Annotated in this window: 27 protein-coding genes and 1 pseudogene; 10 read left to right on the forward strand and 18 right to left on the reverse strand. The window is 67.0% G+C overall.

Features of this window, described 5'->3' with window-relative positions:
• Positions 1 to 94 precede the first annotated feature (94 nt).
• The 4 genes from ACUKCB_RS04580 to fxlM form a co-directional block, all read right to left on the reverse strand.
• Positions 95 to 1333 (reverse strand): lanthionine synthetase C family protein, encoded by a 1239-nt coding sequence (locus ACUKCB_RS04580; protein WP_473039203.1) that lies wholly within the window; start codon positions 1331 to 1333, stop codon positions 95 to 97.
• A complete protein-coding gene (locus tag ACUKCB_RS04585; protein WP_473039204.1) occupies positions 1330 to 4323 on the reverse strand; it encodes a lantibiotic dehydratase in 2994 nt (997 codons plus the stop codon). The genes ACUKCB_RS04580 and ACUKCB_RS04585 overlap by 4 nt, the downstream gene beginning before the upstream one ends.
• Positions 4324 to 4396: 73 nt before the next feature.
• Positions 4397 to 4594: an FxLD family lanthipeptide gene (locus ACUKCB_RS04590; protein ID WP_473039205.1), complete on the reverse strand. Its 198-nt coding sequence runs from the start codon at positions 4592 to 4594 to the stop codon at positions 4397 to 4399.
• Positions 4591 to 5871 carry a methyltransferase, FxLD system gene (fxlM, locus tag ACUKCB_RS04595; RefSeq protein ID WP_473039206.1) on the reverse strand — a complete coding sequence of 427 codons (1281 nt, stop codon included), beginning with the start codon at positions 5869 to 5871 and terminating at the stop codon, positions 4591 to 4593. Before fxlM ends, ACUKCB_RS04590 begins: the two co-directional genes overlap by 4 nt.
• 235 nt (positions 5872 to 6106) lie before the next feature.
• On the opposite strand from fxlM, the gene ACUKCB_RS04600 reads away from it, so the two are divergent.
• The gene (locus ACUKCB_RS04600; protein ID WP_473039207.1) at positions 6107 to 6817 is read left to right on the forward strand and encodes an HAD family hydrolase; all 711 of its coding nucleotides are present in this window, start codon (positions 6107 to 6109) and stop codon (positions 6815 to 6817) included.
• Positions 6814 to 7692: a phosphotransferase enzyme family protein gene (locus ACUKCB_RS04605; protein ID WP_473039208.1), complete on the forward strand. Its 879-nt coding sequence runs from the start codon at positions 6814 to 6816 to the stop codon at positions 7690 to 7692. Before ACUKCB_RS04600 ends, ACUKCB_RS04605 begins: the two co-directional genes overlap by 4 nt.
• A 2-nt stretch (positions 7693 to 7694) precedes the next feature.
• Here ACUKCB_RS04605 and ACUKCB_RS04610 read toward each other — a convergent pair whose 3' ends face one another.
• Together ACUKCB_RS04610 and ACUKCB_RS04615 are read right to left on the reverse strand one after the other, a co-directional pair.
• Entirely contained in the window at positions 7695 to 9017 is a 1323-nt protein-coding gene (locus tag ACUKCB_RS04610) for a helix-turn-helix transcriptional regulator (RefSeq protein WP_473039209.1), read from the reverse strand.
• Between the two features lie 320 nt (positions 9018 to 9337).
• Entirely contained in the window at positions 9338 to 9475 is a 138-nt protein-coding gene (locus ACUKCB_RS04615; RefSeq protein WP_473039210.1) for a hypothetical protein, read from the reverse strand.
• On the opposite strand from ACUKCB_RS04615, the gene ACUKCB_RS04620 reads away from it, so the two are divergent.
• Complete coding sequence (locus ACUKCB_RS04620; protein ID WP_473040921.1) at positions 9461 to 10045, forward strand: roadblock/LC7 domain-containing protein; 585 nt, start codon at positions 9461 to 9463, stop codon at positions 10043 to 10045. The genes ACUKCB_RS04615 and ACUKCB_RS04620 overlap by 15 nt on opposite strands.
• On the opposite strand, the pseudogene ACUKCB_RS04625 reads toward ACUKCB_RS04620, so the two are convergent.
• From ACUKCB_RS04625 to ACUKCB_RS04660, 8 genes and pseudogenes are all read right to left on the reverse strand, one after another.
• A pseudogene (locus tag ACUKCB_RS04625) lies at positions 9969 to 10172 on the reverse strand (methyltransferase domain-containing protein); the annotation flags it as partial. The gene ACUKCB_RS04620 and the pseudogene ACUKCB_RS04625 overlap by 77 nt on opposite strands.
• Positions 10173 to 10579: 407 nt before the next feature.
• A complete protein-coding gene (locus tag ACUKCB_RS04630; RefSeq protein ID WP_473039211.1) occupies positions 10580 to 11365 on the reverse strand; it encodes an SAM-dependent methyltransferase in 786 nt (261 codons plus the stop codon).
• A 260-nt stretch (positions 11366 to 11625) separates the two neighbouring features.
• A complete protein-coding gene (locus ACUKCB_RS04635) occupies positions 11626 to 12174 on the reverse strand; it encodes a VanZ family protein (protein WP_473039212.1) in 549 nt (182 codons plus the stop codon).
• A gap of 19 nt (positions 12175 to 12193) precedes the next feature.
• Positions 12194 to 12544, reverse strand: a complete 351-nt coding sequence (locus tag ACUKCB_RS04640) for a hypothetical protein (RefSeq protein WP_473039213.1) — start codon at positions 12542 to 12544, stop codon at positions 12194 to 12196.
• A gap of 148 nt (positions 12545 to 12692) precedes the next feature.
• Entirely contained in the window at positions 12693 to 12893 is a 201-nt protein-coding gene (locus ACUKCB_RS04645) for a hypothetical protein (RefSeq protein ID WP_473039214.1), read from the reverse strand.
• A 184-nt stretch (positions 12894 to 13077) separates the two neighbouring features.
• Positions 13078 to 13350, reverse strand: coding sequence for a hypothetical protein (locus ACUKCB_RS04650; RefSeq protein WP_473039215.1), 273 nt, complete (start codon positions 13348 to 13350; stop codon positions 13078 to 13080).
• A complete protein-coding gene (locus ACUKCB_RS04655) occupies positions 13347 to 13688 on the reverse strand; it encodes a hypothetical protein (protein ID WP_473039216.1) in 342 nt (113 codons plus the stop codon). The genes ACUKCB_RS04650 and ACUKCB_RS04655 overlap by 4 nt, the downstream gene beginning before the upstream one ends.
• Complete coding sequence (locus ACUKCB_RS04660) at positions 13688 to 13945, reverse strand: hypothetical protein (protein WP_473039217.1); 258 nt, start codon at positions 13943 to 13945, stop codon at positions 13688 to 13690. The genes ACUKCB_RS04655 and ACUKCB_RS04660 overlap by 1 nt, the downstream gene beginning before the upstream one ends.
• Positions 13946 to 14165: 220 nt before the next feature.
• Here ACUKCB_RS04660 and ACUKCB_RS04665 point away from each other — a divergent pair, with 220 nt between their 5' ends.
• From ACUKCB_RS04665 to ACUKCB_RS04675, 3 genes are all read left to right on the forward strand, one after another.
• Positions 14166 to 15023, forward strand: coding sequence for a DUF5753 domain-containing protein (locus ACUKCB_RS04665; RefSeq protein WP_473039218.1), 858 nt, complete (start codon positions 14166 to 14168; stop codon positions 15021 to 15023).
• Between the two features lie 8 nt (positions 15024 to 15031).
• Complete coding sequence (locus ACUKCB_RS04670; RefSeq protein WP_191269134.1) at positions 15032 to 15223, forward strand: DUF397 domain-containing protein; 192 nt, start codon at positions 15032 to 15034, stop codon at positions 15221 to 15223.
• A gap of 116 nt (positions 15224 to 15339) precedes the next feature.
• Positions 15340 to 15489 (forward strand): Scr1 family TA system antitoxin-like transcriptional regulator, encoded by a 150-nt coding sequence (locus ACUKCB_RS04675; RefSeq protein ID WP_473040922.1) that lies wholly within the window; start codon positions 15340 to 15342, stop codon positions 15487 to 15489.
• A gap of 7 nt (positions 15490 to 15496) precedes the next feature.
• Here the strand turns inward: ACUKCB_RS04675 and ACUKCB_RS04680 are convergent, their stop codons facing one another.
• Both ACUKCB_RS04680 and ACUKCB_RS04685 read right to left on the reverse strand, forming a co-directional pair.
• Entirely contained in the window at positions 15497 to 16003 is a 507-nt protein-coding gene (locus tag ACUKCB_RS04680; protein ID WP_473036173.1) for a transposase, read from the reverse strand.
• A gap of 28 nt (positions 16004 to 16031) precedes the next feature.
• Positions 16032 to 16547 (reverse strand): winged helix-turn-helix domain-containing protein, encoded by a 516-nt coding sequence (locus ACUKCB_RS04685; protein ID WP_473036174.1) that lies wholly within the window; start codon positions 16545 to 16547, stop codon positions 16032 to 16034.
• 182 nt (positions 16548 to 16729) lie between these two features.
• On the opposite strand from ACUKCB_RS04685, the gene ACUKCB_RS04690 reads away from it, so the two are divergent.
• On the forward strand, positions 16730 to 17179 hold the full coding sequence (locus ACUKCB_RS04690) for a DUF397 domain-containing protein (protein ID WP_473039219.1): 450 nt from the start codon (positions 16730 to 16732) through the stop codon (positions 17177 to 17179).
• On the opposite strand, the gene ACUKCB_RS04695 is transcribed toward ACUKCB_RS04690, so the two are convergent.
• On the reverse strand, positions 17107 to 17340 hold the full coding sequence (locus ACUKCB_RS04695; RefSeq protein ID WP_473039220.1) for a hypothetical protein: 234 nt from the start codon (positions 17338 to 17340) through the stop codon (positions 17107 to 17109). The two genes, ACUKCB_RS04690 and ACUKCB_RS04695, sit on opposite strands and share 73 nt — an antisense overlap.
• Positions 17341 to 17617: 277 nt before the next feature.
• Between ACUKCB_RS04695 and ACUKCB_RS04700 the strand changes: the two genes are divergently transcribed.
• Positions 17618 to 18046, forward strand: a complete 429-nt coding sequence (locus tag ACUKCB_RS04700) for a hypothetical protein (protein ID WP_473039221.1) — start codon at positions 17618 to 17620, stop codon at positions 18044 to 18046.
• 103 nt (positions 18047 to 18149) lie between these two features.
• Here the strand turns inward: ACUKCB_RS04700 and ACUKCB_RS04705 are convergent, their stop codons facing one another.
• Positions 18150 to 18302 carry a hypothetical protein gene (locus ACUKCB_RS04705; protein ID WP_473039222.1) on the reverse strand — a complete coding sequence of 51 codons (153 nt, stop codon included), beginning with the start codon at positions 18300 to 18302 and terminating at the stop codon, positions 18150 to 18152.
• 317 nt (positions 18303 to 18619) lie between these two features.
• Here ACUKCB_RS04705 and ACUKCB_RS04710 point away from each other — a divergent pair, with 317 nt between their 5' ends.
• Positions 18620 to 18931, forward strand: coding sequence for a hypothetical protein (locus ACUKCB_RS04710; protein ID WP_473039223.1), 312 nt, complete (start codon positions 18620 to 18622; stop codon positions 18929 to 18931).
• A gap of 213 nt (positions 18932 to 19144) precedes the next feature.
• Positions 19145 to 19333, forward strand: a complete 189-nt coding sequence (locus tag ACUKCB_RS04715) for a hypothetical protein (RefSeq protein ID WP_473039224.1) — start codon at positions 19145 to 19147, stop codon at positions 19331 to 19333.
• The last annotated feature ends 43 nt before the right edge of the window (positions 19334 to 19376 follow it).

Consider the following 19376-nt stretch of genomic DNA (forward strand, 5'->3'; position numbering starts at 1 on the left):
TCTACGAGGGGCAGCAACACCATGCCGAGCAGACGGGACCGGTCCAGCCCCTCGTCCTCATCGCCCCTATGAGGGGCAGCAATTGCTTACCTGCTCACAACAGGCTGAGATCGTCCGAATCTTTATCACTACTGACTCCGAGGGTGTCCGGCGTCTTAGACCGTTTGTTCTGCTCATCAACGGTTGCAGAGAATGCCAGCCCGACCCCGAGGTCTCCGTTGAGAAGCCCTGACGATGGAGTGAGAGTCGGTCCGATTCGCTGGAGCAGCTCTCGTGCTGCTCGTGTCAAACCGCCCCTTAGAGGGGTGGAGGTGTCAGCTTGGTCTTGTGTCATTCGGTGGGCGATCTGCACCAATCCAGCGAGCCCATGGCACAGCCCCGCCTCGGTCGTCTGTTCGAGTGAGGCGGGCTTTAGACAGGCAGCCATCGCGTGTTCTGCCATTCGGCAGCGGACCGAGTCGTTCAGCGCAAGGCCAGCGAACTGCTGGGATTGCGCCAGACCGGGGGTTCCGTAACACCAGGAGATTCTGCCCCGCTCACCGGCGCTCAGGTTCCCCTGGCCGGTGCGGATGATCCAGGAGGGCCACCACACTTGGTCCCCGTCGTGCTGGCGCCAGGTGTCCAGGTAGTCGCAGACCCTGCGGATCGCTTCCCCCTGACCCTGGACCACCAAACCGCGGCGGTAGGCCAGGGCGAGAAGGGCGAGTACCCCGCTGATGCCGTGGGCGGTGCCGAGGTTGGCATGGCCTCCCTGCCATGGTGGTTCGGGGTCGTGCCAGGGGGCGTGATCGACCCACCACCCGGGCAGTTCCCGTCCGTCTTCCAGGAAGGGTTCGGTCAGGCGCACCAGGTAGCCAAGGAGACGTTCCATTGCTGCCCCACTCGGGTCTACGCGCAGGAGTACCGCGCCGATGCCGGACAGACCCTTGATGACGTCGTACTCACCGAAGCTGGCCCGAGCCCCGCAGCCGATCCGCTCCAGGGCGGCATCAACCCGCTGGTGAACCAACCTGTTCAGGTGACGGGTCAGGGTGCTGCGGGCCCGGGCGTACTGGTCCTCGGGCAGCAGCGAGAGCACCAGGGTCAGTGCTGGGAGGCCGTAGAAGAGCCCGGCCCTGTCGGAGGCGTCCACACCGTGGGCCGTGGCCGCGCGCAGCCATACATGGGCACGTTGAGCCGCTTCAGGGTTGTGGCGGGCCTGGGCGGCGTGGAAGAGCGCGATGCCGGTTGTTCCGGTGTCCAGGCACTGGGGCGGGGCGGTTGGGACGGCGGGCGGCTCGGCGTAGCTCTGTGTGAGCTCGTCGAGAAACCGCCTGGCAGTGTCGTGGTTCATCGGACCACCGCCAGCCCCCGATGAAGCAGCGTCAGAGCGAGGGCGCGGGTGAGTTCCAGCAGACGGGTTTCGTCGGCGCGGTCGGGGCCGATGAACCGGTTGTGGTGCATGTGCAGGAGTGAGGGCAACGCGTCCAGAAGGTGTTCTGGGGTGGGTAGGTGTTTGCGGTAGGTGGTCATGGCGCGGTTGCGTTCGCGCCAGGCCTCGCGCAGGTCGGCGGGAACGGGGCCGTGGTCCGGGTCGGTGAGCGTCAACGCCAAAGTGTGAGCGGTCCGATCTACCGGGTTTGTGGCTTTGGGTAGGTGGCCGATCATCCACTCCAGCGCGTCGGTGGGGAGAGCAGCGTTGACCAGATGGAACAGGGAAGCGGCGCCGAGGGCACGGGTTCGACTGGGGTCGTTGGTTGTGTGGTGGAGCTGGGCCAGGGCCGCGGTGGTGTCGGCCGAGAACAGAGCGTGGGCGGCCTCGAGTGCCGAGCCGTGGCCGTAACGGCCGGTTTCGGGACGGTAGCTGTCCAGCCGCATATGGCGGAGCAGGCCGTCGTGACATAGTTGGCCAGCCCATCGCGCCAGTGTTGCCAAGGCGTCGGGGTGGTGGGTGGGGATGCGTAGGCGCAGGTGGGGGCCGTCGTGGTCGGAGTAGCGGACGGCCCACCAGGCGGGGGCGCTGCCCCAGCGCTCCCACAGGCTCCTCGTGTGGTGGGTGAGGATCCGGGTGTGCAGATCCGGGTCGCAGTACAGGTGCGCTGAGAGCCAGGAGGGCGAGCCGGGCAGGTGCACCGCGGAGGGTGGGTCGTTCAGTTGGGTGAGTGACCTCGGGGCTGTGGTGGCGGCCCGGGCACTCGCCAGGGGGATCACGAGTTCGTGGGCGCGGTGCTCGCACCAGGCGAACGCGTCGGTGGGTGGGGCTTCGGTGAGGGTGAGCGGTGCATCGGCCCGGGCTCGGTCCAGGTGGTTGCGGAGCAGAGAGCGTTGGGCCCTCTGCTCCAGGTCCAGGGAGAGGAAGGAGTCCCCGTCGCTGATCCGTACCCGGCGCGGCACCTGTTGCTCCTCGTGAAGGCCTTGCAGGGCGCGTTCCCAAGCCGCCGTACTTTCCCTCGGGGCGGGGAACTGGCGTGGTTCGATGCGCCACCGGGCGGGGGCGAGGACGGCTCGCCCGGCACGTACGCGGGGAAGCCTGCTCCAGGTGTCGGTGGACGAGGGCCAGGTGAAGGACAGGTGGGGCGCGGTGCGGGCGCGGGGCAGTTCGTAGCAGAAGCGGACCAGAGGGTGGGTGTGCCAGCGCGGTTCCAGGGCGGAGAACAACTGAGGCTCGATGATCTGCCCGGTGGAACGGTGTTGCAGGCGCAGGTGATCGGCGTCGATACGCACCAGGAGGTCGTCCGGGCCGAGTACTCGGGGTCCGTCAGGTGTGGCGGGTGGTGGGTGTTCGTCGATGACCAGCACATGGGGGAGCAGGGGTGGCGTGCGGGCGATGTTGTGTGCGGAGGTGACCAGGGGCGGGGCGCTGATCTGGGCCGGGAGGGCTCCCTCGGTGATCGTGGGGAGGCGTGTGTGGCCGTGGTCGGCGATGCCCTCCAGGTGGGAGAAACGGCCGGTGAGCACACCGACCGCGCGGGACAGGCCGGTGATCCACAGGGTCAGGTCCCCGGCATCCACGGCTGCGGTGCTGGTGGCCTGGAGCTGGGCCCGCACTTCCACGTGCGGGGGCACGGGTCCCTCGACGTTGGGCAGGTCCCGGGCCAGGTCCAGGGCGTCGACTTCACCGGATCCGTCCAGCGCTGCGGTGTGGGCGGCCCGTGTGAGTGCGTGATCCCGAGCTGTGAGGGGTTCGGGTACGGGGGGCGGGAGGTAGGAGCCCCGGTATCCGGCGGGCCAGCCCATCCCGGTCGGGCCGACCAGTTCGGTCAACGCGATGACCGCGCCGGGCCCGTACCGCTCCAGACAGCGCAGGTGGTAGTCCACCCACGCAGGAGACCCGGGACGGTCCGGGGCCAGCGCGAGCAGGGTTCGGGCCGCTTCCCGAGCGGTGTCGACCACGGTCGGGGCCAGGGTCAGTTGTGCGTCCACACGGGTGTCCACCGCGAGGGGCGGCGGTGCCGGGCAGGCCTTCCACAGCTGCTCCTGGGCGTGTCGGCGTCTGGCCCGGTTTCCGGCATTGTCCGGCGCGGTGGTGTTGTGCCGTAGCAGTAGCGCGTGCGCCCGTTCGGCAGGGGCCTGCCCGCAGCACTGGCGCAGGAGATGCGCCAGGGGGTCAGGTGCGCTCATCGGTGGGTGTGCGGAGCTGAGCAGGATCTGGGCGTGCACGAGCTGATTGAGCATGTGCGCGACCGCGGCCCGGGGAGTAGAGGGGAAGGCGTTGCACAGCGCGTCTTCGACCTCGCGCCACGGCCACGGATCACGGGCCAGTTCCACAGCCATGGCCGTGGCCGGCGTGTGGCGTACGGACAGTGGCACGGCCTCGTCGGGTTCGGTGGTTCCCGGCAGCCACTCCCGGACCAGCCGGTCCCCGCTGATGTGCAGGGTGGATGCGGCTACGACTGTCAGCTCCTGGTGGTGCTGCGTGGTCAGGTGCTGGGCGTAGTCGTGCAACCAGAGCGCATCAGGCCGGGCCACGGTCTGGTGGGCGCCTCCCCACGTCACCCGGGTCGTCGTACCGATCTCGGTCGGGGCTACTCCGGCGAACATCCCGAACGGGGTGGGGCGGTGGCGGGAGCGCAGGAGGTAGCGCATGAGCGCGACGGTGCACCGGCGCAGGCGGCCGCAATCGCCGACTTCACCTGTGCTGAGTCGATCGAGCTGTTCGGCCAGGCTGGGGCTGGCCGCCCGCACAGCGTCGGTGAAGAGCACTGATTCCCGCCATAGGTGAGTCACCCATAGATGGAGCTCGTCTGTGTCGGCTGTGGAGGGATCGGGCCAGGGAACCTCTTGATCAGGGGGTGTGAACGCGGTGGCCCGCACGGTGACGGCGGGCTCGGCCAGAACGAACATCGTCTCCTCGTCAAAGGATGCCCGGGCCGGGCTCGCCCGGCCCGGGCACGTTCTCGAATCGCTTCGGTCAGGGTCAGACCGTGCGCCTGGCGCAGCTGACCGAGCACGCCGACTGGCAGGTCTTGCCGCAACCGTCGTTGGTCATGCTCCACAGCCCTGAGTCCAGCTCCGGGCCCTGGTGGATCTGGATGTCCAGGTCGAACACCTCACGCTCGGGCACGGGGGCGAACCCGGCCTCGGTCTCGACGATGTCGAGGGTGGCTACCTTCACTGCTGCTCCTCAGGGGTAGGGGAAGGCTGGCTGATGACCATCCGGGTGTGCTTCTTGTCCACCACACGGCCGGCGGGGAGCCGGTCGTCGGGGGTGCTGCGGGGAAAGAGCGTGATGTCGGGTCCGGGTCCGTGGCGGTGATCGCGGTCCCAGGTCGCCATCAGGGAGTTCAGCTGTTCGGCCATCTCCTGGGCCTGGAGGCCGTGGCCGATGGCGCCCAGCTCTCCGCGGGTTTCGTCGTGCGGGTCCGGGCGCAGGGTGCGGTAGGCGAAACTGTCCCCGGTGGGAGAGAGGATCGCCGGGGTGCCCAGAACCCAAGTCGGGGAAACGATGCCTGCTGAAACGGCGCCCTGATCGGCAGTGAGTACCGCCCATGAGTCCACGGCTGAGGCGATCCACAGGTCCTGGCCGTCGGTCGGCTCCTCATCGGTGACGCCCACTCCGGACCACAGCCTCACACCGGGTTCGGCCAGCGCCTTGGACAGAGCTGCGACATCGATGTCGGGGCCATCCTCCAACCGCAGGCCGACCCGTTGGCCGGGCTCCTCGCTGAGGTAGGGCATGGGCTCCCAGTGCTCACCCTCGCCCTGCATACGCACGAACCCGCACATGTCCACGTGCACAGCCCGCAGATGGTCGCCGCACGCCTGGAGGGTCAGGCAGCGGGTCAGGCCGCGCACACGCAGCGGCACGACCATGAGACCGCCTTCGGCCAACTGCTCACACCAGCTCGCGGGCACGTCCCAGGCGCCCGCGGTGACCACGATCCGGTCGAAGGGGGACCGGTCGGCAAACCCGTGCTCGCCGTCGGCGACCGCCACACGCACCCGCTCGGCGTACCCGGCGGCCTCCAGGCACCGGTCGGCGCGCTCGATGACCTCTTGGTCGATATCGATCGAAGTGACCTGGCCCTGTTCTCCGACCAGCTCAGCGATCAACGCGGCGTTGTAGCCGCCCGACCCGATCTCCAACACTCGGTGGCCGGGCTGGAGGTCGGCCCGGTCGAGCATGGTCGCGATGATGCTGGGAGCGGAGATCGAACTCAGCGCGATGCCGTCCTCGGCGCGTTTGGTGACCAGCGCGAGGTAGGGGTTGTAGACCTCGGCCAGGTCCAGACCGGGCGCAAATGCCTCCCGCGGAACCGTGCTGAGGGCTTGCTCCACCCGTGCGGTCAGTGCTTCGCCCCCCTGGGCGCTGTCCGCACGGAGCTGTTCGACCATAGCCTTCCGCAGGTCCTGTGGTGACTGCGCCGGTGTGTCGGCCGCTTCTGCTGCCACGGTGCCTCTTCCCCGTCGAGTACGTCGGAGCCAGCAGTCTCCCGCGACCGGCCTGGGGGACCTATGCGTGTGCGCACTTCTTTGCGTTCGAATCGTGCGCGGTGTTCGAATCAACGTCCTTGAACAGCTCGTATGCGATCCAGGACGTTAAGACCTGGTATCCCGCCCGGCCGCTGGTCCTACGCTGAACTCCGAGACTTCCGGGTGCGCCCTGTCTGGAAAGCGCAGGAGAAACATGATTCGCTCAGTGGTGTTCGACGTCGGTGAGACCCTCATCGACGACACCCGGGAATGGGCACGTTGGGCCGATTGGCTCAACATCCCCCGGCACACCTTCTCCGCTGTGCTGGGCGCGGTGACAGCCGAGGGGCGCAACAACGCCGAGACCTTCGACTACTTCCGTCCCGGCTTCGACTTGGCCACAGAGCGCCAACGACGCGAGGACGCGGGCCGAGGGGAACTCATCGAAGACGCGGACTTGTACCCGGACGTACGAACAGGACTGCAGACTCTGCGGGACGCCGGTCTTTGGGTGGGGATCGCCGGAAACCAGACTGCTCGCGCCGGGGATCTCCTCCACCAGTTGGACCTTCCGGTCGAAGCCATCGCCACCTCAGGAGAATGGGAGGTGGCCAAACCCGACCCTGCCTTCTTCGCCCGCGTTATCACCATGGCCCCCGGGAAACCCCACGAGATCGTCTACGTGGGCGACCACCGAGACAACGACATCATCCCCGCCCAGGCCGCCGGGCTGCGTTCAGCACTCATCCGACGGGGCCCATGGGGCTATCTGTGGGCCGATGACCGGCGAGTTCGTGAACACGCGGACTGGATCATCGACTCGATCGAGGACCTTCCCCGACTGATCAACCATGGACTCGAAACACCCCCGCTGGAGCTGCGGGCCCCTACAGTGGCTCCGTGGCCGAATCGTCCCCACCCTTGACCTCCGAGACAGCCCTACGACTCGCGGCCGAGAGCGAACCGGAGTTCGCTTGGTCGAGCCGGGGAGCGCAGATCCTCGGCCCGGTAGGAGAGAACGCGACGGTCCTCCTACCTGAACCGCGGCTGGTCCTGCGCATCTGCGCCAGCACCGAAAGGGGGCGGGCGGCTCGAGAGTTGTCGGTGGCCCACTGGCTACGTGAGAACGATGTTCCCGCTGTCCGGGCAGCCGAGGAGTTTCCTTCTCCTGTGCTGTTCCGGGGGTGGGTGATCACCGTCTGGGAGTTCATCCCCGGCATTGAGGCCGGGGTGCCGAGCACCATCGGCACGGCTCTCCGGCAGCTGCACCGGCTGGACACGCCTGCGCTTCCCGGGTTGCCGGAGCTGGGCCCCCTCGACGGGGTCGCGGGGTATATCGGTCAGGCCTCGCTGGAACGTTCGGAAACAGCGTTCCTTCGTGCTCGTCTGGGCGAGCTGCACGATGACTACGCGCGTTTGCGGTTCGCCCTTCCCCGGGGACCGGTGCACGGGGACGCTCACCGCAAGAACATCGTGCGTGACGGCCACGGAGATCCCCTCGTCCTGGACCTGGAGCGCTTCAGCGTCGGTCCGCGCGAATGGGATCTGGTCGTGGCCGCCGTCTATCAGCGGGTGGGCTGGTACACGAGCGCGGAGTACGAGGACTTCACCTCGGCCTACGGGTGGGATGTCCGCTCCTGGTCGGGGTACGAGACCCTGGCCGCGGTGCGGGAACTGCGCATGACCGCGTGGCTGTGCGCCCGCACCGGACGCGAGCCCCGGCTCCTGCCTGAAGCACGCCGTCGCATCGCTTCGTTGAACCAGCCGGACGAACCCAAGCACTGGCAGCCGGGTACCTGAACTCACCTCTGTAGCAGAGGGGAGTCAGCAAGGGCTGAACGGAACTCTCGTACCGGGCGGGCGTTGGCGTACGGCTCCAGGCCCTTCTGAAACCGAGCGATATAGGAGCGTACGCGGGCCGAGCGCAGACGGCTGGCATGAGCGATGGTTTGTTCAGCGAGCGTGCAAGCGGCCTCCAGGTCACGATCGCCCTCCATTAGGTGGGCACCAGCCTGGACGAGACCAGCGAAGGTGCGGCTGCGCCGGAAGCTGGCCGGCGCCAAAGCGACGGAGCGTTGGGCGTGTTCGATGGCCAGCGCACCTCGACCGAGGTCGTGGAAACAGTGGGCGAACTCGTCAGCGACTTCTGAGGCATCGAAGTAGCCCATCCAGGCGGGCTCCTGCCCGGCACCTCCGCGGCTGAAGGCGTCCTCCATCTCGGTGAGCGCGCGCGTGCAGGCACGCTCTTCCCCCAATGAGGCCAGGCCTCGAGCTTCCATCGCGGCGAGCATAGCCTGGACCTTGGGCGTGGCCCGGGACCCGACGCCCGTTTTGGCCGTGCGCGCGAAGTCGACCGCGCTGCGGAAGTCTCCGAGGAAGTTCGCCTGGTGGCTGAGCAGGCCCAGGGCCTTGGCCCCGAACAGCCGGTCCGTGCCCAGGTGAGCCAGGTTCAATGCCTGGAAGAAGTAACGGCGCCCCAGGTCGTGCAGACCGGCGTCGTAGGCCATGGCTCCGGTTTTGGCAGCGAAGCGCGCGCTTGCGGAGAAGAGGGCGCGGCCGACCACTGGTGTGAAGCGTCCTCGGAGCAGGGGCGCGATTTCACTGTGCAGGTACTGAACGGCCGCCGTGCGCGCGTGGCCGCCGCCGAACTCGTGGTCCAGGGTTTCGAAGAGGTCGCATGCCCTGGTGATGGCGTGTACGTCGTCCTCGGTGACGTTGACCGGAGAGTCAGGGATGGATTCGAGGACGGCTGGCGGTGCGACCAACCAGCGCAGAAGGGGAGTGCTCAGTTGCTCGGCTGGTGTATGGAGGGAGCGTTCGGACAGGTGTTGTCCGAGATCCGCACCCCACAACGTTTCAGCCTGCTCTACCGCTTGCTGCGGTGACTCGAGGAACAGTTCCGCGGTGACGATGGAAGGCGCAGGAGCGCTCCTTCGGACCGCAGCAACGGGCCGGGAGTCCTCCAGGGGTGCGCCGAGGCCTTGGAGGGCCTTGTGGATTTTGCGGAGGTCGGTGAGTCCTTTTCCTGCTTCGGCGCGGGTGATGGTGCTCGCGGCGACTCCGCACATCCTGGCCAGTGCTTCTTGAGACAGGTTCTTGATCCGGCGGCGCAGGAACTGGATCACCCGCTGGGCATCCCGTTCTCGGACAGCGGTCACCATCTCCGGGTCACGCCACACCCAGGAGGGGATGCACTCACAGGACCTGGGGCGATCGCCACGGTCCCGCCCACAGTTGCCACAACGCATCGGGGATCCTCTGTCACCTGGGGGTGTAACGAGACCTGTCCACAGTAACCAGAAAGCGATCCCCGCTGACGATGCTTCCAGGAGCTGACTGCTCCTGCCTTCGGGCTTTTCCCTTTTCAAAGGTGGTGTATCGAACACCGCGCACGAATTCGAACGCCAGGTCGTGCGCAAGCGCATAGCCTCACCGGTGCGCACGGTCAGACACTGCTGAACATGCCGACCACAACGATGAACGCCGCCACGCTGATCCTGTGCACCACAGTGAACTCCAGGGCTTGCTCGATGAGCTGGTCCGGGGCACCGGATCCTCCTACGTGGTGGTGTTCGGTGCCCATGGACTGCACCTTTTGCGGGCCGGAGACCTGGACCAGGTCAGCGTTGAGAGCGTCACCGCTATCATGACCAACGTGCTGCTGTTCTCCCGCGGGGCCGGGAAGCTCACTGAACGCGGTGAGGTCGAGGCAATCGTGCTCCGCTACCGTGCTGGTGCGCTCGTTCTGGCACCCCTGGGCTCCTCCTCCGGCCTGGGCCTGGTGACCGACAGCAGCGAGAAGTCGGCACAGATCGCCTACGCCATCGCCCAGTTCACCACCCGATCAGGCCACCTGCTCCCTCAGGACACCCTTACCCGGCCTCTGAGGCTGACGCCCGCACTGGTGGTGTCCCGATGGGCGCCCTGGCTCCCAAGCCCCTGCTGGTACGCCCTTCCGCCGCGGTCGTCATGCACACGATGGTCGAGGCCAACACGGCCGTTCCTGTTACCTACGAAATCGCGTCCCACCGCTGCTCGGTCCTTTCCAGGAACTCGATCACGTCGCCCTGGTGGAAGCGGGCTCCCAGCGGTTCCCACTGTTCGCGTGCCTGTGCCACCTGCACGGGTGAGACATCGACTCCTTCGGCCTTGACACCGCTCTGAGCCAGGGCGGCGACTTCGACTCCACGGCCGCACCCCAGCTCCAAAGTGGTGGCAGGATCCCCGAGTAGTTCCGGCCCGGGGCGGTGCCGTCCCCGTCCCACTGGGTCCACCCGCACGCTTCGTTCAGGTCGGCTTCGGCAGTGACGCCTTTCGCGTACCTGTCCCAGTAATCGAGCAGGTTGGCGGTCTTCTCCATGGCGGTGATCAGGTAGGCCATGGCCTGACCGAAGTAGCGTTCGGCCATGACGGGGCTCAGAGGTGGCCGCGGGCGAGCAAGAGGATTAGCTATTCCCACACCTCGGGGGTGATGAAGCTGTGGGGATGCGCTCCACGGGTGTGTAGGGGAATATGTGAGGAGACGCTAGTTTCTTGGCGGTTGGATGCGGGGTGTTTGGGTTAATTTTGGCCAAATTCCTACTCCTTGGCAGGTCTCGCGGAGATAACGCTCCGCGTTTTCGCAGGTCATTAACTGTGAGCCCCACGCACGTGGGGATGGACTGGTGGGACTCACCGCCCAGCGTGCTCAACGCTTACGCGCGAGCCCTCCGTACTGGTCGACCTTGCGGACACGTCCCACTTCGGAGTCCTGCGGCCGCCACATCGTCGCGGACACCACGCCGGGTTCCAGCAGCTCCAGCCCCTCGAAGAAGCGCGCGATCTCTTCGGGCGTGCGCAGGTTGTAGGGCAACGGCGCCGTGTCGTTCCATCGCCGTGCGGCCTCGATCATCGGTTCGCTCGTGCTGGTGCCGTCGCACAGGGCCAAGAAGCTGCCCGCAGGCAAAGCCCCGACATAGGCCCGCACGAGGTCGTAGGCCTGCTCGCCCGCGTAGTGACCCATCGTGCCCAGGATGGTCAGCCCGATGGGTTGGGAGAAGTCCAGGTGTTTGCCGGCCTGGGCCAGGAGAGTGTCCGGTTCGCACAGGTCAGCGTCGATGTAGTGGGTAGCGCCCTCGGGATTGCTGGTGAGCAGGGCACGGGCGTGGGCCAGGACCAGGGGGTCGTTGTCGACGTAGACCACGCGCGAGGTCGGAGCGACGGACTGGGCGACCTCGTGGGTGTTGTTGTGCGTGGGTAGGCCGGTCCCGATGTCGAGGAACTGCCGGATGCCCTCCTGCGCGGCCAGGTGGGTGACGGCGCGGATGAGGAACTGGCGGTCGGCGCGGGCCGCCTCGACCATCTCGGGATAGGCCTGGAGGACGTAGTCGCCCACCTCGTGGTCGGCCGGGTAGTTGTCCTTGCCGCCTAACCAGTAGTTCCAAACCCGGGCAGAGTGTGCGGTGGTCGTGTCGATGGGGGGCGTGTCCGGCATGGGTACCTGTGTTTCCTCGCGGGGGTGAACGCTGATCGCAGCCGAATTGTCCTGTCTGCGTGGAGCGCTCCGCAAGCCGGATCGCCTGCCCCGTAGGGGATAACGCCGTTCTGTGGGCCTCGGTATCCGTGGTGGGGGCGGGGACGCTCCCCGTCGCGATCTGTGCCTGCTGGCCCTGGTCCCGTGAGATGAGCAGCGCACGCGGGGGCGGGGTGTTCCCCGGGTGAAGCTGCCGACAGCGCGTCACTCGGGGAACCCGCTCACGTGGTCGCTCGCTCTGGTTGATGCCGGCGGGTGAGGATCCGCTGAGCCAGGAGCACGAAGGCCACACCGATGAAGTAACCAGCGCTGTTGGCCAGCAGGTCATCGAGTGAGCTCTGGCGCCCGGTGGCGAGTACCGCTTGCCCGACTTCGATGGCCAGGGACAGTAGCGGCCCGAAGAGCCACCGTCCCCATCGGTTCGCGATCGTCAGGGCAGCCACGATGCCCAGCGGGACGAACAAGAGGATGTTGAGCATCCACTCTTCCCAGTGCAGGGAGTTATCCGTGACATGGTCGCCGAAGACAAACCCGAACGGGGTGAGGCTGAGGCTCATGCCTCCCTGGCCGACCGAAGCCCAACCGCCGACCGGCTCCACGAGCACAGCCATATAGGCGAAGACAGCGGTCGCAAGCACAAGGAATCCACCTGTTTCCATGAGTCGCGGAGCCTTCTTCTTGAGCAATACGCCACCGAATGCCACAAGCGCGGAAACGGCAATCACTGTCAAAAATACAGATGGACTCAGATAGAAAAGAATTTGCCACATGCGATGCTAACTCCGCTTCTCAGTCGCAGGACACCGGAGGGGTCTGGTACCTTCCCTGGTCCTCGACTTCCATGTATCCGACAACTTTTCTGGGTATCCGAACCTGGCTCCAGGTCTCACTCACAGTGTCCTCGGGTGAAATGTTGCGCTTTGTGCCACTGATTTCCCCGGCGTTTCCCGAGAACCATCCGAACTGCAGGTCAATGCGTGTTCCGGAGTGCTTGACGTAGCTCACTCGAACGTAGTTGCAGTTGTTGGCCCGAACGGAAAGCAGACCGTTGGAGAGCTTGGTCGATGTTTCTCCGGCCATGTGCTCGGTCTTGCTTCCGGTCTCGAAAATGTGCCCATTGTCGTAGATGGTGACCTCCACGGAAGCCTCCTGTCCATCCTCCTTCGCCTGTGCGACGGCTGCCGCGGGGGCAGCGCAGCAAGAAGCACCATCAATGATCGCTTCAAGATTTCTCTTTCATTTTGAGTGAATGAGACATCAAGACTTTATCCAGGCCACACAACGACAGTCAAGCAAAATGCCGCTGAATACTTTGGCCAAGTTGCCCCGTTTGTCCTCGTGTGTTTGAAAGTGCATTCAATTTCTTTAATGTTGCTTCGGTTAATTTTTCCAGGTCGCGAACGGGCGCCCACTGCATCAGGCGGCGGTTGGCGCTGGTGGGAGTGAACGCGTCGATGCCACGGATTCTGGTACCCGATTCGCTGGCCATGTGTGTGTAAGCGTTGGCTTGCGTCGACGACGGGTGGCCACGACTCCGGTCGGTTCGTGACCGGGTAACGGGTCGTAGTCCACCTGGATGATTTCGGCCATGCTGGCCGCGCGCCCGCCGGGCTTGCCGGTGCAAAAGGGGGCCTCAGCGGGCGCGCGGGGTTCGAAGGTTGTCGGATCGTGGGTCAGCGGGCGGGCGAGGGCGGATCCGGGTCGGGCGCGGGGCGGACTTCGAGCGTGGTCCTGGCGGTCCCGAGGTGGCGGTGGGCGAGCAGGCGGAGGAGCTCGGTGCGGGTGGGGGCAATGATCCGCTCGAAGGGGTCCCCCTCTCCGGTCCAGCCGATCGGCCGGTGGGCCACGAACCTGGCGTTGGGCCCCTGGCCTTCGATGGTCATCCGCCAGTGGCGGTGCAGCAGGTCGCACAGGACCCGTTCGGGAAAGGGGAGTTCGTTGCTCACCTGGTCCACCTCCGGCTCCGGGAGTCCAGCCATGCTGCCAGGGAGCGGTGGCGTGGGTTGTCCCGGGGCCTGAGCCGAGTCCGCGTCCAGGTGCGTGCCGCCGCACTCCAGGAGGCGGAGGTGGTGGGGTGGTCGGTGACGGCCTGGTCGATCAGGTGGGTGGCCAGTTCGAGGTCGCCGTCCCGGTGTGCGATCCGCAGGGCTTCGCGGACCAGGGGGAGACGGTGGCGCAGGGTGCGGGAGTGCCACCGGCCCCTCAGGCGCGGGGGCAGGTGAGCGGGCGGGTGCAGGGCCTCCTCGGCGGCGGCCAGCAGGTCACAGGTGTGCGTGTCCAACATCAGAGGGACACCCCCAGCCGGTGCAGCCCGGCCAGGACAGCGTGCAGGACGTCCGGGGGAGCGGTGTCCAACGGCCTCCGGGGTGAGGGAACCAGCGGCGGACGGGGCCGGCGCGGCGACCGGCCCCCGGAGAGGGCGCGCGGCTTGGCGGCGTAGGCGCGCACACGTTCGGCTCGGCGGGGGCGACGGCGGCGCATGGTCTCGGAGGCGAGCCGGCGCACGTGCGCCGGCTCGGACAGGTTCAGGCATCGCTGCATGGCGCTGCTCCTTCGTCAGGTGCCGGATGGGAGGTCCGGCGACTTCTGGTGAGCTCCCCTCGTGACCCAAGACTTTCAAAACCGCAAGATTCGCTTCTAAGCGCGTTCGACGATTTAAGCCGCGACAGACTGTTAGAAGCGAAGGACGCGTGGAATGTCTGAAAAATCGATGCGGAGCGTAGGCTCAGCAGGTCAACCCACTCCACGGAGGAGCGACGACGTGGCAGCCAGTCCGACCCTTCGACGGCGACGCCTCGCCCGCCGGCTGCTCCGGCTGCGTGAAGAAGCAGGGCTCACGGCGAAGCAGGCCGCGGCCGAAGCCAAGAAGCGCGCGCCGGAGAAAAGCTGGTTCGAAGCCAAGATCACGCGCATCGAGACACGGAAGATCTTGCGCGTCCGGGACGCAGACCTTCAGGTTCTCCTCGACGTCTACGGTGTGACCGACACCGACGAGCGGGAGGCTTACCGCAAGCTGGCTCGCGAGGCCGCCAAGAGCGGATGGTGGTTCGGGTATCGGGACATCCTGGGTGCCGGGACCTACATCGACCTGGAGACCGAGGCCAGCCGGATCCGCACATACCAGGTGCAACACCTTCCGGGTCTGCTCCAGACCGAGGGGTACGCCCGCGCGATGATCCGAGCCGGTGGCGTCACCGATGAGGAAGAGGTCGACCGTCGCGTCGAAGTGCGGATGATGCGGCAGCACATTCTCGCTCGGGCGGACGCCCCGCGTTTGTGGGCGATCGTTGACGAAACGGCGTTCCGCAAACTTCCGCCTGAGGTTGCGGCCGATCAAATCCGGTATCTGCTCGCCGTGCAGCGGCCGTCCCTGCGCATCCAGGTCCTGCCGGATGCGGTGGGTCCGCATGCTGGGATGGACGGGTCCTTCGTCATCCTTGACTTCCCGGACGATCCGTCCGCCGTGTACGCCGAGCAGACGGGTGGCTCCGGCCTGCTTGTGGAGGATCCGGAGCAGATTACGCTCTACGAGACGGTGTTGGACCACGTGCGGGCGGCCGCGCTCAGTGTGGAGGACTCCCGGGCATGGATCCAGCATCGGCTAGACCAGCTCGACTAGAGGACACAATGTTCACCAGTGAATCCCACCTGCGCTTCCGCAAGTCGTCCTACAGTTCGGCGAAAGGGCAGGACTGTGTGGAGGTCGCAGACCTCCCGTCCGGTGCCGCCGTGCGTGACACCCAGAACAGGGGCCTCGGGCATCTCATGTTCCCCGGCACGGAGTGGACTGCGCTGCTGCGCACCGCCGCCCGCCAGTAGTTGACGAACGACGAAGGCCCCGACCGTGTTGGTCGGGGCCTTCTCGAATGCTCACCAGAAGCATTATCCCGGTTTTACTGTACCCCGGGCTGTCAGGAGGCAGGAAGTAGGATTCCCTGGCTTGCTCATGGTCGCACTCGGTCACCCTCCAGGTGCTTCCCATCGCTGCGGGTCTCCACGCCGGGATGGGTGGTCCGTTCTCGATCTTGGACTACGAGTCCGCGTCGTCGCTCGTGTTCCTGGAGACGAACACAGACGGCTTCTGATCTTTGATTAGGTGCTTGACAGAATGGGGTCGGGGTCCAACCCGACCGATCGGATGAATCCGCGCAGCAAGCCCGGTCGGCGTTGGACCGAGCGCAGATGAGACCGCATCACCTTCTCCAGCTCGTCCAGACTCCGAAACGCCCGGTTGGCCAGGTGAGCCTTCAGGTGTGACCACAGTGTCTCGACCGGGTTCAACTCGGGCGCGTACTTGGGCAGGCGGACCACGCTCAGCCACGGACGGTCGGCCAGCTCCCGGCTCACCCACCGGGCGGTGTGCGAGGAGTGGTTGTCCCACACCAGCACCACAGGTGCTCCGAGCTGGGAGTGGACTCTGGAGATCAGGTCGGGCAGGTCGTACTGGGTGATGGAGTCGCGTTGGGCGGTGTACACCAGGCGCACCCGGCCCTGGGCGGGGTCGACGCACAGCCACCCGCTGGCGTTCATCCTCTGACGCCGCTTACGGGACACCGCGATCAGCGGGGTCTGGCCACGCTTGCCCCAGGTGCGCCGCACCGGAGGATCGGTGCTCGCACCGGTCTCATCAGCGAAGACGATCCACGCCCCGCACCGGTGCGCTTGTTCTTTTGACCCGCGGCCACACCTGGGTGCGCCAAGCCGCGATGTCCTCCTCGTCTCGCTCGGCGGCCCGAACGGCGGGTACCTGCCAGGACAGTCCGAGACGGTCCAGCATCCGCCAGACCCCGGAGGGGTCGGCGTAGGAGACGCCGAAGCGCTCCTCGATCACACGGTTGATCCGGGCCAGGGTCCACTGCTGGTCCTGCCACCCGTGGGCGCCGGGGCCCTGGGCGATCAGGGACACCAGCTCACGCTCTTGCGCGGGGGCCAGCAGGGTGTCGGCTCCCTGCTGGCCGGGGGCCAGGGCGCTGGTGCCGCCCTGGGTCCAGGCCTTGTGCCACTGGTGGACGGCCTGGCGCGAGGCGCCGAGCATGCGGGCGATCTGGGCTTGGGAGTGCTCACCGGCCTCGAACAGGGCAGCGGCGAGCATTCGACGGTCGTGGAGTTCGTCCAGGGTGCGAGGGTTCGGGGGGACCTCCATGCCTTATGACACGACAGGAGCCCGCTTCCGTCAAGACCCACCTCAAAGATCAGTTGTACCTGGAGAAGCCGGCAGAGATTACTCGGTACCGGCAGTGCTTTGACCGATTGCTCGCCAAAGCGCTCGATCCCGACGACGTGCCCGCATACCTGCGATCACTATCCGCTTAGAAAGCCACGACCATGTACTCAATCACCGAGGTCCTGAAGTTCCGCAAGTCCTCGTACAGCAACCCCTCGAACTGCGTGGAGGTCGCTGACGTGCCTGGCGGAGATGCTGCCGTCCGCGACTCCATGAATCCCGAGCACGGATATTTCCTCGTTCCGGGGAGAGAGTGGGAGGCGCTTCTCGGGGCCGTCCGCCACGGGTGGACCCCAGGCAGCAGAGAGGCCCCGACAGGCATCCTGTCGGGGCCTTCCACGTACTCATCCGGGCCACACTGTACCTCGGGCGGCCCGGGGCCGGAAGGAGCTCCCGTGGGCTCGCGCCTGGCCGTACTCGCCAGGGCTCCAGGCCGCTGTCCTCGTGCCCGGGATCCTCTGTCGCCGGTGAGGGGCGGTTACTCGGCGGGGAACACCAGGCCGGGGCGGGTGCCGGTGGCGCGCACGCTCTGGGTGACCTTGACGTCGTAGTGCTCAGCGAGCACGGTGAAGAACGCCTGTGCGGCCTCGTCCAGATGCTCGCTGATGCTGTTCGTGCCCACCGTCATGCGCACCTCGTCCGACGGGGCCCCGTCAGGACGGTCGATACGGATGGTGTAGGTGACCTCGGGGTCGTTGCGGTATTCGTACACGGCGCACCTTCGTCTCGGTTCGTTCGGAACGGATGGCGAAGTCCTGCTGAACCACGGGTCGGCCGCAGAGCCGCAGCGGGGGCTTTCGCGTCTCCTGCGCCGCACTCACCCGAACCTTCTCAACCGAGTTGTGGGCGAGCCGCGGTTGTACTGGACCTTGTGCCCAGGTTTGCACAGGCGTCCGACGATCCGGACAGGCGGGGCGGCGCGCTTCCCACGGCCTCCTCGCGAACCGGGAGCCCCTGGGATGTCGGTGCTCTGGTCTAACTTCGTGGTCATGGCACAGCGAACCGTAGCTCAGAAGATGGGAGTCAGGGCGGGCAGCCGGGCCCACCTGGTCGGTGCACCCGACACGGCACTCGCCGAACTCCGGCTGCCTGAGCTGGAGCTGCCCGGCTCACTCTCCGGGACGTTCGACTACCTGCACCTGTTCGCCACCGGTCGACAGGAACTGCGGTCGGGCTTCACCGAGCTCAGGGGCCACCTGGCCCCGGGCGGGATGCTGTGGGTCTCCTGGCCCAAAGGGCGCCGCCACGGCACCGACCTCGACATGAAGAGCGTCATCGCCACCGGTTACGACCTCGGGATGGTCGAAAGCATCTGCCTGCGCGTCGACGAGGTCTGGGCCGGGTTGAAGTTCACCCGGCCCAGACCCGGCAAGGTCTACCGGAACAGCTACGGGACCCTGCCCCAGCAGCGTTCGTGACGCACGGGGGCCAGAACAGCAGGAGACGGCCCGGTGCCCCGGGAAGTACGGCGCCTGGTGCCTGCACACCATCGGTACGCCGACCCGCCGACCCCGGCACGGATCAGGCGAAGAGGACGAAGGCCAGCACGCCGAGGGCGGACAGGGAGGCGAAGGCCACGAGTGCGATCAGCGCGTTGGTCCGGAAGCGCTCGTCGTCCCCGGGGGCGAACAGCCCGAACTCGGCCCCGGCCTCGGTCTGGGAGGTGTCGTTCATGGCCCCATCCTGCCGTACGTCCGGGGTGCGCGTACACCCGCGGAACCGCCCCGCCCAAGCGCGGCCCCCGGACCCTCACCAGCCAGCCAGTGCGTGTCCACGAACGGTCGTGGGTACGCATGGTCCTCTCCTGGCTCCGGGGACACAGGACAGTCGGGTCGACCTTCCCGTAGCGGGCTCGGGCTCGGGGCGTGCGGACCGTGTCGTGGCAGGAGATGGTGCTTTTTCCGGAAGTTTTCCGAAAGCGCGTCATAGGCGAGGTGGAGGAACGTTTCACCCAGGAAAGAAGTTCGACGACCCACCGAGGAACCACCATGATGAGCGCCCAATCCGCCTCCACGCCCGGCACCCGCCCCCTCCGCGACCCCGCCGACCTGGTGGGGCAGTGGGTCCGGGTGCACGAGGACGGATCCCTCGGGCTGCTGCTCTCCGCCGACCGCACCGGCTGGACCCTGCGGACACCGACCGGTACCCGCACCGGTAGGGGACAACTGGTAGCCGAGCCGGTCACCCGCCGGAGCGAGGCCACGTCCGTCCGCCGACGCCTGCGCGCCGTCATGGACGACCCCGCGTCCCAGACCTCCGCCGACCTGGACCTGCTCGACCTCCAGCTCGCCGCGCACCCCTGATCCCGCACCCCGCACTTCGAGCCCCGGTTCGCGGGCCTTCGGCCGAGCGGCGCACTCCCGGAACGGGCGCGCCGGGCCGGAGGCCCGCTGTCGGGTGGGTCACGACCCAAGGAACTCGTAAACCCCCTGGGTGAGCGCGGCGTCTCTGAGAGAGACGACGTACTCGCCGTCGGATCGCGTGGAACGCACGCGTACACAGCAGGGGGCACCACCATGGGCCGTAACGGCAACCTCATCGAAAACGGGGCGTACTGGTTGCTCTACGTCGTCTCCTTCAGCGGCGCACTCCTGCACTGGCGCCTGGGCAACGAGTTCCTGGCGGCACTGTGCGGTGCGACCGCGCTACTGAGCGCCCTGCTCATCGGCCGTGCCGGGACCGGTCTGGCAGCCCAGGGGCGCTGAGCCGGCCACCGGCCGCCGGGCCGGTATTCCCGCCCGTTCTGGG

It is taken from the genome of Nocardiopsis moroccensis, from assembly GCF_055763695.1.